Consider the following 14,671-nt stretch of genomic DNA (forward strand, 5'->3'; position numbering starts at 1 on the left):
CTTCAGTCCCGATGAATACGCTGCTTGAAGGTCCGCGCAATGGCTTGCACGCCCGGCTGGTAATCGTCCTGCTCGACGGCGGCCAGTGCCAGTTCCAAGGCCTTGTCGGCAATCAACTGGTGTTGCTGGGACATGGCGTTGACCGGCAGCGGCAGGAAATCCAGCAACTGCGTGTCGCCGAAGGTGCCAAGGCGCAGCGGCCGCGATTTCAGCGGGAAATCATGCAGTGCATCGAACACGCCCTGCAGCAGCACGTAAGAAGTGGTCACCAGCGCGTCAGGCAAATGCCCCAGGCGCTGCAGGAGTTCTTCCATCAGTTGCTTGCCGCACTCGCGGCTGAACGACTCGGCGTGCTCGATCAGCACCTCGCCTTGGAAATCTTTGAGCGCTTCGCGGAAACCGGCAGCACGTTCCTGGCTGATGCTCAATTCCGGACGGGCGCCGAGCAGCACGATCTGCTTCGGTTGTGGATCGAGCAGGCTCTGGGTCAGGTGCAGGCTGGCCTCGCGGTCGTCGCTGATCACCGAGCAGAAATGCTCCGGTTCCATGACCCGGTCGATGGCGATAATCGGCAGACCCTTGGCCTGCAACTGGCGATAGCTGTCATCACCAGCGGGCAGGCAACTGGCGACGATCAGCGCGTCGCAACGCCGGGCGCGGAACAGTTGCAGGAGCTGGCGTTCGCTGTCCGGCGCATCGTCGGAACTGGCGATCAGCAACTGATAACCGCGTGCCCGCGCGCCTTGTTCGAGCAACTTGGCGATCCGCGCGTAACTGGGGTTTTCCAGATCCGGCAGGATAAAACCCAGGGTGCGCGTGTGCCGACTGCGCAGGCCGGCCGCTTGCGGATTGGGCGTAAAGCCGTGCAGATCGACCACCGCGCGCACGCGCTCGACGGTCGCGTTACTGATGCGTTGCTGTTCGGCCTTGCCGTTGATGACGTAGCTGGCGGTGGTGACGGAGACGCCGGCCAACCGCGCGATATCACTGAGTTTCAACCCGGTATTTCCTTGTTTTTTCGAGCATGCCGCGACATTTTCGCCAATCCTACCCGATAAGGGCAGCCGACTTATTGCCCAGGCAGATCCGACCAGTTGGACTTCAAGGATGAGACATTATCGAGTAACGTGCCGATCAATCTAGATTAAACGTTTCAGCAAGCGTATTTTCTACGTTTTGGACGCCTTTGGCCGGTCCTGCCGTGAAACCGCCAAAACTGCCGCTGAAAAGCGCGGCAGAGCGCCTAAGCTGTGAACCATTCAAAACAATACCTGGCGTTGAACTGCGCCAAAAAGGAGATCGCATGCTCGAGCTCACTATAGAGCAGATATCCATGGGCCAGTCGGCCGTGGATAAACCCGCCGCCCTGCAATTGCTCGCCAGTCATCTGGTCGCCGACGGTCTGGTGGCCGACGGCTACCTCGCCGGCCTGCAGGCTCGGGAAGCCCAGGGCTCGACCTTTCTCGGTCAAGGCATCGCCATTCCCCACGGCACCCCGGAAACCCGCGATCAGGTATTCGCCACCGGCGTGCGCCTGATGCAGTTTCCTGACGGCGTCGACTGGGGCGATGGCCAGATCGTCTATCTGGCGATCGGCATCGCGGCGAAATCCGACGAACACCTGCGTCTGCTGCAACTATTGACCCGTGCCCTCGGTGAGACCGATCTGGGCCAGGCGTTGCGTCGCGCCAGCTCGCCCGAAGCGTTGCTGAAGTTGCTGCAAGGCGCGCCGCAGGAACTGGCGCTGGACGCACAGATGATCGGCCTCGGTGTGTCGGCCGACGATTTCGAAGAACTGGTCTGGCGCGGCGCGCGTCTGCTGCGTCAGGCCGACTGCGTGAGCAACGGCTTTGCCGGCGTGTTGCAGCAGGTTGAAGCGCTACCACTCGGCGATGGTCTGTGGTGGCTGCACAGCGAGCAAACCGTGAAGCGTCCGGGGCTGGCATTCGTCACCCCGGACAAACCGATGCGCTACCTCGGCCAGCCGCTCAGCGGTCTGTTCTGCCTGGCGAGCCTGGGCGAGGCGCATCAGGCACTGCTCGAGCGTTTGTGCGCGTTGCTGATCGAAGGTCGCGGCCACGAACTGGGCCGCGCCACCAGCAGCCGCAAAGTCCTCGAAGTGTTGGGCGGTGAACTGCCTGCTGACTGGCCGAGCGCGCGTATTGCCCTGGCCAATGCCCACGGTTTGCACGCACGCCCGGCGAAGATCCTCGCGCAGCTGGCGAAAAGTTTTGATGGCGAAATTCGCGTGCGCATCGTCGACAGTCAGGACAGTGCCGTGTCGGTGAAGAGCCTGAGCAAACTGCTCAGCCTCGGCGCCCGGCGCGGTCAGGTGCTGGAGCTGATCGCCGAACCGAGCATCGCCGCTGATGCCTTGCCGGCCCTGCTCGCGGCGATTGAAGAAGGCCTCGGTGAAGAGGTCGAACCGCTGCCGGCCGTGAGTCAGCAGCGCGAAGTGATCGCCGACATCGCCGAAGTGCTGGTCGCTCCGGCCTCCGGCAGCCTGTTGCAAGCGATCCCCGCCGCCCCGGGCATCGCCATCGGCCCGGCGCACATTCAGGTGCTGCAGGCCATCGATTACCCGTTGCGCGGCGAGTCGGCGGCGATCGAGCGCGAGCGCCTCAAGCAAGCGCTGAGCGACGTGCGCCGCGACATTCAGGGCTTGATCGAACGCAGCAAGGCCAAAGCAATCCGCGAGATTTTCATCACTCACCAGGAAATGCTCGACGACCCGGATCTGACTGACGAAGTCGATACCCGCCTCAAGCAAGGCGAAAGCGCTGAAGCGGCGTGGATGGCGGTGATCGAAGCCGCCGCCAAACAGCAGGAATCGCTGCAGGACGCTTTGCTCGCCGAGCGAGCCGCGGATCTGCGTGACATCGGTCGCCGGGTGCTGGCGCAGTTGTGTGGCGTGCAGACCGCGAATGAGCCGGAGCAGCCGTACATTCTGGTGATGGACGAAGTCGGCCCGTCCGATGTGGCGCGGCTGGATCCTGCGCGAGTCGCGGGGATCCTCACCGCGCGCGGTGGCGCTACCGCGCACAGCGCCATCGTCGCCCGTGCCCTTGGAATTCCGGCGCTGGTCGGTGCGGGTGCGGCGGTGTTGCTGCTCGAACCGGGCACGCCACTGTTGCTCGACGGTCAGCGTGGCCGTCTGCATGTCGACGCCGATGCCGCGACGCTGCAACGCGCCGCTGAAGAACGCGACACCCGCGAGCAACGCCTGAAGATCGCCGCCGAACAACGCCATCAACCGGCGCACACCACCGATGGTCACGCGGTCGAAGTGTTCGCCAACATCGGCGAAAGCGCAGGCGTGACCAGTGCGGTGGAGCAGGGCGCCGAAGGCATCGGTCTGCTGCGCACCGAACTGATTTTCATGGCCCACCCGCAGGCGCCGGACGAGGCCACGCAAGAGGCCGAGTACCGTCGCGTCCTCGATGGTCTCGCCGGGCGTCCGCTGGTGGTGCGTACGCTCGACGTCGGCGGTGACAAACCGCTGCCATATTGGCCGATCGCCAAGGAAGAAAACCCGTTCCTCGGTGTGCGCGGCATTCGTCTGACCCTGCAGCGTCCGCAGATCATGGAAGCGCAACTGCGCGCCCTGCTGCGCTCGGCGGACAACCGCCCGCTGCGGATCATGTTCCCGATGGTCGGCAGCGTCGAAGAGTGGCGTCAGGCCCGCGACATGACCGAACGCCTGCGCAAGGAAATCCCGGTCGCCGATCTGCAACTGGGGATCATGATCGAAGTACCGTCGGCCGCATTGCTCGCGCCGGTGCTGGCCAAGGAAGTCGACTTCTTCAGCGTCGGCACCAACGACCTCACGCAATACACCCTGGCCATCGACCGTGGTCATCCGACCCTGTCGGCGCAGGCGGATGGCTTGCACCCGGCGGTGCTGCAACTGATCGACATCACCGTGCGCGCCGCCCATGCCCATGGCAAATGGGTAGGCGTCTGCGGCGAGCTGGCGGCCGATCCGCTGGCGGTGCCGGTGTTGGTCGGCCTCGGTGTCGACGAGCTCAGCGTGTCCGGTCGCAGCATTGCCGAAGTCAAGGCGCGCATCCGTGAACTCAGCCTGACCCAGGCGCAAACCCTCGCTCAACAGGCCCTGGCCGTGGGCAGCGCCAATGAAGTGCGCGCATTAGTGGAGGCCCTGTAATGGCCAAGATTCTCACCCTGACTCTCAACCCGGCACTCGACCTGACCGTCGAGCTGTCACGGCTGGATGCTGGTCAGGTCAATCGCAGCGACGAGATGCACACCCACGCTGCGGGCAAAGGCGTCAACGTCGCCCAGGTGCTGGCGGACCTCGGCCATCAGCTCACCGTCAGCGGCTTTCTCGGTGAAGACAATCTGCAAGCGTTCGAAACCCTGTTCGTCAAGCGTGGTTTTGTCGACGCGTTCATCCGCGTGCCCGGCGAGACGCGTAGCAACATCAAGGTCGCCGAGCAGGACGGGCGCATCACCGACATCAACGGCCCGGGCCCGGTGGTCGATGCAGATGCGCAGCAAGCGTTGCTTGATCGCCTGCTGCAGATCGCGCCGGGGCACGATGCGGTAGTGGTCGCCGGCAGTTTGCCGCGCGGCGTCACTGCGCAGTGGCTGCGCGAGCTGATCGACAAGCTCAATGCACTCGGCTTGAAAGTCGCCCTCGATTCCAGCGGTGAAGCCCTGCGCGCCGCGTTGCAGGCCAGCCCCTGGCTGATCAAACCGAACACCGAAGAACTGGCCCACGCACTCGGCTGCGAAGTGGTCTCGCCAATCGCCGAAGCACAAGCCGCCGCACGCTTGCATGCGCAAGGTATCGAGCACGTGGTGATCTCCCACGGCGCTGACGGCGTGAACTGGTTCAGTGTCGGCTCGGCCCTGCATGCCTCGCCGCCGAAGGTCAGCGTGGCCAGCACGGTCGGTGCCGGCGATTCATTGCTCGCCGGCATGCTCCACGGTCTGCTCAGCGCCGACACCCCCGAACAAACCCTGCGCACCGCCACCGCGATTGCGGCGATGGCGGTGACCCAGATCGGTTTTGGCATCAACGACCCTGCGCAACTGGCGCAGCTCGAACAGGGCGTGCGCGTGCGCCCCCTGACAGAACAATAAGAGGGTTTGTCATGAAGTTAGCCATTGTTACGGCTTGCCCGAACGGCATGGTCACCAGTGTCCTGTGCGCGCGTCTGCTCGATGCAGCGGCGCAGCGCCAGGGCTGGAGCACCAGCGTCGAAGTGGTCGATCCGGCGCACCCGGAACGCGAATTGTCGGCCGCCACCATTGAAGCGGCGGAGTGGGTCTTGCTGGTCACCACTGGCGCGGTGGACATGAGTCGGTTTGTCGGCAAGCGCGTGTTCCAGATTGCTCCGGCGCAGGCCTTGCAGGATGTCGAAGCGGTGTTGCGTCGCGGTGCTGAAGAAGCAGAAGTCTACGTGGCGAGCGAGGTCGAACCGGCGATCGATACGCCGCGTGCGCCGCGCATCGTTGCTATCACCGCGTGCCCGACCGGTGTCGCCCACACCTTCATGGCCGCCGAAGCATTGCAGCAGACTGCCAAGCGTCTGGGCTATGAATTGCAGGTCGAAACCCAAGGCTCGGTGGGCGCGAAAACCCCGCTCAGCGCAACGGCCATCGCCGAGGCCGATGTGGTCCTGCTGGCGGCGGATATCGACGTCGCCACCGAGCGTTTCGCCGGCAAGAAAATCTATCGCTGCGGCACTGGCGTTGCGCTGAAGCAGTCCGAAGCGACGCTGAAAAAAGCCTTGGCTGAAGGCGCTGTAGAAAGTGCGGCAAGCGACGGCAAGGCTGCTGCCAAGTCCGAGAAAACCGGCGTCTACAAGCACCTGCTCACGGGTGTGTCGTACATGCTGCCGATGGTGGTGGCGGGTGGTTTGCTGATTGCGCTGTCCTTCGTGTTCGGCATCACCGCGTACAAGGAAGAAGGCACGCTGGCGGCGGCGCTGATGCAGATCGGCGGCGAAACCGCGTTCAAATTGATGGTGCCGCTGCTGGCCGGGTACATCGCCTACTCGATCGCCGACCGCCCGGGCCTTGCGCCGGGGATGATCGGCGGTCTACTCGCAGGCACCTTGGGCGCCGGCTTCATCGGCGGGATCATTGCCGGTTTCATTGCCGGTTATGCCGCCAAAGCCATCGCCCGCTATGTGAAGTTGCCGCAGAGCCTGGAGGCGTTGAAGCCGATTCTGATCATCCCGTTGCTGGCCAGTCTGGTCACCGGTCTGGTGATGATTTACGTGGTCGGCAAACCGGTCGCCGGCATGCTCGCCGCGTTGACGCAGTTCCTCGACAGCATGGGCACCACCAACGCAATTCTGCTCGGCGTGTTGCTCGGCGGCATGATGTGCGTCGACCTCGGCGGGCCGATCAACAAGGCTGCCTATGCGTTTTCGGTGGGGCTGCTGGCCTCGCAGAGTTACGCACCGATGGCCGCGACCATGGCCGCCGGCATGGTGCCGCCGATTGGCCTGGGCATCGCCACGTTCATTGCCCGGCGCAAGTTTGCCCAGACTGAACGTGAGGCCGGCAAAGCGGCTTTCGTGCTGGGCCTGTGCTTTATCTCCGAAGGGGCGATTCCGTTTGCCGCCAAAGACCCGCTGCGGGTGATCCCGGCGAGCATCGCTGGCGGCGCGCTGACGGGTGCCTTGTCGATGTACTTCGGCTGCAAACTGATGGCGCCGCACGGTGGCTTGTTCGTGCTGGCGATCCCGAATGCGATCAACCATGCGCTGCTGTATCTGCTGGCGATTGTCGCGGGGAGCCTGGTCACGGCGGTGGTGTATGCGCTGCTCAAAAGGCCTGAGGCTGTCGAGCTGGCAGTCGAACCCGTCAACGCCTGACAACGCGATCCCCTTGTAGGAGTGAGCCTGCTCGCGATAGCGATGTGTCAGTGAGTGTTGAAGTTACTGACCCACCGCAATCGCGAGCAGGCTCACTCCTACATTTGAATTGCTGTGTGGCCAATGTCATAGCGGGTTCATACACCCGTGTTTAAGTTTTCCCTTTTGCAGGGAGAACACCATGAGCGATTTCAATCTCGGCCGGCGTCGCGTCATGCAAGCGGTTGGTGCCGGGCTGTTGCTGCCGGGGCTGGCGCCGGCGGTGATTGCCTCGGTCAAGGATCGTCCGCAGCTCACCGACGGCGTGCAGTCCGGCGACCTGCTCGGCGACCGCGCGATGATCTGGAGCCGCAGCGATCGCCCGGCGCGCATGGTGGTCGAGTGGGACACCGGCAGCCTGTTCGGCAACCCGCGCAAATTCGTCTCGCCGTTAGCCGATGCGCGTAGCGATTTCACCGCCCGCGTTGAACTCACCGGCCTGCCGGCCAACCAGGCAATCTTCTATCGGGTGCACTTCGAAGACGCCCAGACTGGCGTCGCCAGCGAACCGTGGTTCGGTCATCTGCGCAGCGTGCCGACGGCCAGGCGTGACATCCGTTTTGTCTGGAGCGGTGACACCGTCGGCCAGGGCTTCGGCATCAACCCGGACATCGGCGGCATGCGCATCTACGAAGCCATGCGCCTGCGCCTGCCGGACTTCTTTATCCACAGCGGCGACACCATCTACGCCGACGGCCCGGTGCCTGCGCAACTGACCACCGAGAGTGGCCGCGTCTGGCGCAATATCACCACCGAAGCCAAGAGCAAAGTCGCGCAGACTCTCGACGACTATCGCGGCAACTATCGCTATAACCTCATGGACGAAAACATCCGCCGCTTCAACGCCGAAGTGCCGCAGATCTGGCAGTGGGACGATCACGAAGTGGTCAACAACTGGTCACCAGGCAAACAGCTGGATGAGCGCTATCAGGAGAAAGATATCCACAAGCTGGTGGGGCGCGCGCGGCAAGCATGGCTCGAATATGCGCCGATGCGCTTACAGGCGGCGGACGGTGGCGGGCGGATCTATCGCAAGCTCAGTTACGGGCCGATGCTCGATGTATTCGTGCTGGATATGCGCAGTTATCGCGAAGCCAATGATGACAATTTTGGCGCGGCCAAACCTTTTCTCGGGCGCGAGCAACTGGACTGGCTCAAGCGCGAATTAAAGGCATCGAAGGCGCAGTGGAAAGTGATTGCGGCGGACATGCCCATCGGCCTTGGCGTCCCGGACGGCGAGGTCAGCCCGGGCGTTGCGCGTTGGGAAGCCGTGGCCAACGGCGACCCTGGACCGGCGCAGGGGCGCGAACTGGAAATTGCCGAATTGCTCGGATTCCTGCGCGCGCAGCAGGTGCGCAATTTCGTGTTTTTGACGGCGGATGTGCACTACTGCGCGGCGCATCACTACCATCCGGATCGCGCGGCGTTTCAGGATTTCGAACCGTTCTGGGAATTCGTCGCCGGGCCGCTGAATGCCGGCAGTTTCGGGCCGAATCCGTTGGACAAGACGTTTGGCCCGGAGGTGGTGTTCGAGAAAGCGCCGCCTGCGCAGAACACCTCGCCGTTTGCCGGGTTTCAGTTTTTTGGTGAGGTGAATATTGAAGGGCAGAGTGGCGAAATGAGTGTGGTGTTGCGGGATCTGGATGGCGTGGCGGTGTTTGAGCAGAAGTTGCAGCCTGTTTAATTACTCCAGATCAAAAGCCCCTCACCCCAGCCCTCTCCCGGAGGGAGAGGGGGCCGACCGAGGTGTCTTGCGTCATACATCGACCTGGGAGACCGAGGCGATTATGGATCGGGTACCGCAATCAGCACGATTCTGGATTCAGTGCAGGACGTTCAGGTCGGTGTATAGCGTAAATGATTTGCGGTCGGTCCCTTCTCCCTCTGGGAGAGGGCCAGGGTGAGGGCATTCTCCGGTCCGCCGCAATTCTGATGATCTGCTCCAACACATTGTCCATCTGCTGAAGTACCTCAAGATTACTGAATCGCACGACTTGAATGCCTTGTTGATACAGGAAGTTCGACCGGCGCCGGTCGTGAATCATCCCGCCCGTTTCATAGTGTTGCCCCCCCATCCAGCTCAATCGCCAACTTCAAATCTACACAGTAGAAGTCCAGCACATACGGTGGACATGGAAACTGTCGGCGGAATTTCAGGTTGGCGATCTGCCGGGAACGCAGGCGCTGCCAGAGCAGGAGTTCGCAATCTGTCTGGTTGGTGCGTAACTGGCGGGCGAATTGGGCGAGGGTGGGGCGGATTGGCATGGCTTCACGATCCTTGTGAAGTTGACTGGAGATTTAACAGTAGTCCATTTCCCTCACCCAGGCCCTCTCCCGGAGGGAGCTGACCGAGGTGTCCTGCGTCATGCATCGACCTGGAAGACCGAGGTGATTATGGCTTTGGATTCAGTGAAGGACGCTCAGGTCGGCGTCGATCTCGAGCATCCCCCAATCGGTCCCCTCTCCCTCCGGGAGAGGGCTAGGGTGAGGGGCTTCTCGCAGGCGTTAGTAAACATCCCGGCGATACCGTCCCAGCTCGATCAGCCGTTGAACTTCATCGGCACCCAGCAGATCATTGAGCACCTGATCCACCCCCGAAGCCATCCCCTGAAGGCTGCCGCAAATGTAGATGACGGCACCATCAGCCAACCATTTCTTCAATTCATCCGCTGACTCACGCAAGCGATCCTGCACATAAATCTTCTCGGCCTGATCTCGGGAAAACGCCAGATCGAGGCGCGCCAGATCACCATTGACCAGCCATTCCTCCAGCTCGGCGCGGCAGAGGAAGTCGTGCTCGCGGTTGCGCTCGCCGAACAGCAGCCACTGCCGCTGCTGACCGTAGGCAATGCGTGCCTTGAGCAAGCTGCGCAGGCCGGCCAGGCCGGTGCCGTTGCCCAGCAGGATCATCGGCACCGGCTCGTTCGGCAGATGGAAGCCGCTGTTGCGCCGAACCCGCAGGCTGATGCTGCCGCCCACTGGCGCATGCTCGGTGAGCCAGCCGGAGCCGATGCCGAGGCTGCCGTCGTTGTGCTGTTCCTGACGCACGATCAGCTCCAGCACGCCGTCGGCGGCGATCGAGGCGATGGAGTATTCGCGCATCGCCAGCGGCACCATTGCGTCGACCAGCGATTGCGCATGCAGGCCGACCAGATGCGCACGATGTTCAGGCAGCTGGCGTGACGCGAGTGCCACTTCCAGCGGCTCGTCGATGCCGTTGACCTTGACCGGAGTTTCGCCACGGATGCCGAGGCCGTCGAGGAAATGCTCGATGGCCCACGGGCAATTGCGTGGCAGCACTTCGACCAGGTCACCGGCCAGCCAGCTGCGCGTATCCGGGGCCTTGAGGCCGAGCAGATAGACCGGCGCGCCGCTGCTGTCGGGGTTCATCAGTTCGCGACGGACCAGTGTCCAGTTGTCGTAGCTGGGTGCTTGCCAGGTTTCGCTCGGCGCCTGTCCGGTCAGCTGGCCGAGTTGCGTTTGCCAGTGGCGCAGCGCGTAAGGATCGCCGCTGTCGACTTCCACCGGGGCGAACAGGGTTTTGCCGCCGTGTTCGCCGAGCCATTGATGCAAGCGTTTGGCGAAGCCGCAGAAGTGCGCGTATTGCCGATCGCCGAGGCCGAGCACGGCGTAGTTGAGGCCGTCGAGTGTCGAGGCCTTGGCCAGCACTTTGCGTTCGAAGCCACGGGCGCTGTCCGGTGCTTCGCCGTCGCCGAAGGTGCTGACCACGAACAACGCATTGTTCGAATCGCGCAGATCCTGTTCGCTGAGATTGGCCAGCGGCTGCACGTTGACCGGCAGTCCGGCGGCCTGCAATTGCCCGGCGGTCTGCCACGCCAGTTGCTCGGCGAAACCGCTCTGACTGGCGAAGCCGATCAGCCATGCCGACGCATCAGCGGACGGTTGCGCCAGGCCCTCACGGGCATCCTTGATCTGCTTTTTCTTGCGCCGGCGATCCAGATACAGCAGCCAGCCGGTGATGAAAAACAGCGGCATGCACACCGCCGCCATCGTCACGATGATCCGCCCGACCAGGCCGAAATAACTGCCGACGTGCAGCGCGTAAATGCTGGTCAGCAGTTGTGCCTTGAAGCTTTTGTCGGCATAGCGGTCGACGCGTTTGACCACGCCGGTCGCCGGGTCGAGGGTGATCTGGTTCAGCGCACGGTCATGGGGCGAGCTGTCGAGCAGGTAGAACACCGTCGCCGGCTGGCCGGCCACCGCTGGCATGCGGATGTTGTACGCCGCCAGACCCGGGCCGGCGGCGCTGTAGATGCTGCTCCACATCGCCGCGTAGTCGGCCGTCGGTGCCGGGCCTTCTGGCGCCGGTCCGCGACCGCCGCGTACGCGCTCGTTCTGCGGTGCGTCGGAAAGCAGCCGGGTCAGGCCCTTGTTGTACCACTCGTACGACCACGACAATCCGGTCAATGCCAGCAGCAGATAGACCAGCAGGCACCAGGTGCCGGCGACCGAGTGCAGATCCCAATTGAACGCGCGACCTTTCTTTTTCCAGTCCAGCGTCAGCCACACGCGCCAGCTGTTCCACTGGCGTGGCCAGCGCAGATAGAGGCCGGAGAGACAGAAGAACAACAGCATCAGTGTGCAGGCGCCGGTGATGTTGCGCCCGGTGTCGCCCATGGCGAGGAAGCGGTGCAGTTGCAGCATCAGGCCGAAGAAATCCTGGCCAGTGGCGTCGCCCTTGAACTCGGCAGTGTACGGATCGAAGTAGCGCATCTCGCCCCGCCGTTCACCCTTGGGCGGGGTGAAGTAAACCCGTGCGGCGTGACCGCTGTCGGTCTCGACCCAGAGCATGGCGACTTTCTTGCCGGACGCGGCTTCGATGCGCTCCACCAGTTCCACCGGCGGCAACACGCCGGCGACCTGCTTTTCCACCTGCAAAACGGACGGATTGAGGGCGCGCAGGATCTCGTCCTGAAACGAATACGCCGCGCCGGTGATGCCCATCAGGGCCAGCACCAGCCCTGCGGTGATGCCAAAAAACCAGTGCAACTGGAACAGGGTTTTCTTCAACACGTCACTCGCCGTCCGTTCGGAAATTGTCATCACGGCGGGCATTATGCCGTGGGTTATCAAGAAGCGTTTTGCGTAACACACAAAAGCCCCGTTCAACTGAATGAACGGGGCCGAGCCTCGCGGCACATCCCTTGTAGGAGTGAGCCTGCTCGCGATAGCTATCTGTCAGAGGGATTGATGCTGACTGACACACCGCTATCGCGAGCAGGCTCACTCCTACAGGTTTCCACAGCAATCAGAAGTGGAAGTTGGTACTCAACAGCGCCGTACGTCCCGCCGCCTGATTGGCGAAGTGGGTCGAGAAGGCTTTGTCGTAATAGGTTTCGTCAGTCAGGTTCTGCACGTTGAGTTGCAGGTCGACGTTCTTGGTCAGCTTGTAGGCCGCCATCGCGTCGTAACGTACGTACGAGTCGACCATCGTTGTATTCGCCACACTGCCGTAGACGTCGTCGACGTAGAACGCGCCACCACCGATGGTCAGCTTTGGCGTGACCTGATAGGTGGTCCACAGGCTGGCGCTGTTTTTCGGTGTGTTCGGCAGATCGTTGCCGTCGTTGGCGCGACCCAGCGGGCCGCCGTCGACCTGTTCGCTGTCCATGAAGGCGTAACCGGCGAACACCTGCCACTTGTCGGTGATCCTGCCGCTGGCCGACAGTTCGAAACCTTGCACGCGGGTCTTGCCGGCGTTCTCGTAGGAGCTGGTATCGACCTGCACGCGAGCGTTTTCCTTCTCGGTGCGGAAGATGTCGGCGGTCAGCGACAGGCGATCATTGAGCAGATCCCACTTGGTGCCGATCTCGTAGTTCCTGGTGGTTTCCGGCTCCATGTCGCTGCTCAGCAGGTTGCCGCTGCGATCCGGCGTACCGCCCAGCGGATTGCCTTCCTGACCTTCGCCCAAGGTGTTGCCCGGCGGCGTCGCCGAGGTCGCGTAGGAAGCATAAATGCTGCCGTTTTCCGCTGGTTTGTAGACCACGCCGAACTGGCCGGTGACGAACTCGCTGGTGTCATCGCCCTTGGAGGTGGTGCGGCCAGCGGCGTTGTAGGTCTTGTAATCGGTGTCGAAGTGGTCGTAGCGCAGGCCCATGTTCACCAGCCATTGCTCGGACAATTCCAGCGTGTCGAACACGTACAGCGCGTAGGTGTCGGCCTGGGTGTCGGTGCCGGCGTAGTTGCGCGAAATCGCGCCGTTCCATGGATCGTTCGGGTTCGGGTTCGACAGCGAGGTGCAGTTGTAACCGCTGGCCGCGCCGATCAGACCCGGGTTGCAGTTGGTCGTTACGGCGCTGGTGCGCGGTGTGGTGTCGGTGTTGACGTTGTACGAGGATTTTTCGCTCTGCTCACGGGTGTACTCGACACCGGTGGAGAAGCTGTTCTTGAAACCGGCCACGTAAAAGGTGCCGAACAGGTCGGTCTGGTTGGTGGTGGTTTCGGTGTTGCTCACCCGTGTGTTGGCGCGACGCCAGACGCTGCCATTGTTGACGTTGCCCTTGCTGTCGTCCGGCTGGGTGAGGATGTAATCCTGCATGCTGGTGCCGTGGCGCAGGGTGTTCTTGATGGTCAGCGCATCGTTCAGGTCGTGCTCGATGGCGAAGGTCGCGGTGTCGGTGCGGCCCTTGCGGAAGTCGCGATCCAGACCGTAGAAGTTGTCGTGATCGCCACCGGCGTACGGCTTGTCCGGGTTGGACTTGGTGCGTGCGGCCGAACCACCGGTTGGGATGGTGTACGGGATGCCCGAGTCCGGAGTGTCGTTGCTTTCCAGGTGGTAGTAGTCGAGGTTGACGCGGGTATCGGTACCCAGGCCGAAAGCCAGGGAGGGTGCTATGCCCCAGCGGTCGTAATCGACCTTGTCGCGACCGGCGACGTTGCTCTCATGGCTCATCAGGTTGAGACGGCCAGCAGCGCTGTCGCTGAACTGGTAGTTGCCGTCGAGGGTGTAGCGCTGGGTCTGGTCGGAGCCGTAGGTGAAGCCGCCGTCGAACGAGTTGCTCAGGTGCGCTTTCTTACTCACCAGGTTGATGCTGCCACCGGCTGCGCCACGACCGCCAATGGCCGAGTTCGGGCCTTTGCTGACTTCGATGTTTTCCACGGCGAAGATCTCGCGGCTCTGCGATCCGGTGTCACGCACGCCGTCCAGATAGGTGTCACCCTGAGCGTCGAAGCCACGAATGAACGGACGATCGCCCTGGGGGTTGCCGCCTTCACCGGCACCGAAGGTGATGCCCGGCACGGTACGCAGTGCGTCCTGCATGTTCAGCGCGCCGGTGTCCTTGAGCACTTGTTGCGGGATGACGGTGACCGAGCGCGGCGTGTCGACCAGCGGCGCGGTGTACTTGGGGGAGGAGGCTTTTTCGACCTGGTAGGAGGTCGCGTCCTGGGCTTCGCCCGTGATGGCGGTGGCGTCCAGGGCGATGGCATTGCCGGACGCTTTGCTCTCGGTTTTTTCCGCTGCAAAGACCATCTGCCCCGCAGAGCCGGCGGTGATTGCGACACCGATTGCCGAGGCGAGCAGACGTGGTGAACTGACCGGTAGTTGTGCGTGTTGACGTGCCATTTTTATTCCCCTCCCCAAGGATTTGAGGCGGCGGAATATAGGGTAAACAGGTATTCGTATCAATTGCGAAACATTGTTATTCGCATTGAATTTACATTCTTTACAATTTGCCCTTACGGTTTCTGTCCGTTCATTCGTCTTGCGGGTTTTACACGGTCAATAAGAATCAATACCATTGCCGCCTTCTTGCCATCAG

Annotated in this window: 7 protein-coding genes and 1 pseudogene; 4 read left to right on the forward strand and 4 right to left on the reverse strand. The window is 62.5% G+C overall.

Going from position 1 to position 14,671, the window contains the following annotated elements; genetic code table 11:
- Positions 1-2: 2 nt before the first annotated feature.
- Complete coding sequence (gene cra / locus BLU71_RS25980; RefSeq protein ID WP_042608873.1) at positions 3-998, reverse strand: catabolite repressor/activator; 996 nt, start codon at positions 996-998, stop codon at positions 3-5.
- A 305-nt stretch (positions 999-1,303) separates the two neighbouring features.
- Here cra and ptsP point away from each other — a divergent pair, with 305 nt between their 5' ends.
- From ptsP to BLU71_RS26000, 4 genes are all read left to right on the forward strand, one after another.
- The gene (ptsP, locus tag BLU71_RS25985) at positions 1,304-4,165 is read left to right on the forward strand and encodes a phosphoenolpyruvate--protein phosphotransferase (RefSeq protein ID WP_083354206.1); all 2,862 of its coding nucleotides are present in this window, start codon (positions 1,304-1,306) and stop codon (positions 4,163-4,165) included.
- Positions 4,165-5,106, forward strand: coding sequence for a 1-phosphofructokinase (pfkB, locus tag BLU71_RS25990; protein ID WP_083354207.1), 942 nt, complete (start codon positions 4,165-4,167; stop codon positions 5,104-5,106). The genes ptsP and pfkB overlap by 1 nt, the downstream gene beginning before the upstream one ends.
- An 11-nt stretch (positions 5,107-5,117) precedes the next feature.
- Entirely contained in the window at positions 5,118-6,851 is a 1,734-nt protein-coding gene (locus BLU71_RS25995; RefSeq protein ID WP_083354208.1) for a PTS fructose-like transporter subunit IIB, read from the forward strand.
- A 181-nt stretch (positions 6,852-7,032) separates the two neighbouring features.
- Positions 7,033-8,574 carry an alkaline phosphatase D family protein gene (locus tag BLU71_RS26000; RefSeq protein ID WP_083354209.1) on the forward strand — a complete coding sequence of 514 codons (1,542 nt, stop codon included), beginning with the start codon at positions 7,033-7,035 and terminating at the stop codon, positions 8,572-8,574.
- Between the two features lie 214 nt (positions 8,575-8,788).
- Here the strand turns inward: BLU71_RS26000 and BLU71_RS26005 are convergent.
- The 3 genes and pseudogenes from BLU71_RS26005 to BLU71_RS26015 all read right to left on the reverse strand — a co-directional run.
- Positions 8,789-9,155, reverse strand: a pseudogene (locus BLU71_RS26005) (endonuclease domain-containing protein); the annotation flags it as partial.
- 240 nt (positions 9,156-9,395) lie between these two features.
- A complete protein-coding gene (locus BLU71_RS26010) occupies positions 9,396-11,924 on the reverse strand; it encodes a PepSY domain-containing protein (protein WP_083354376.1) in 2,529 nt (842 codons plus the stop codon).
- 235 nt (positions 11,925-12,159) lie between these two features.
- The gene (locus tag BLU71_RS26015; RefSeq protein ID WP_083354210.1) at positions 12,160-14,475 is read right to left on the reverse strand and encodes a TonB-dependent receptor; all 2,316 of its coding nucleotides are present in this window, start codon (positions 14,473-14,475) and stop codon (positions 12,160-12,162) included.
- Between the last annotated feature and the right edge of the window lie 196 nt (positions 14,476-14,671).

It is taken from the genome of Pseudomonas moraviensis, assembly GCF_900105805.1.
Lineage (GTDB): Bacteria > Pseudomonadota > Gammaproteobacteria > Pseudomonadales > Pseudomonadaceae > Aquipseudomonas > Aquipseudomonas moraviensis_A.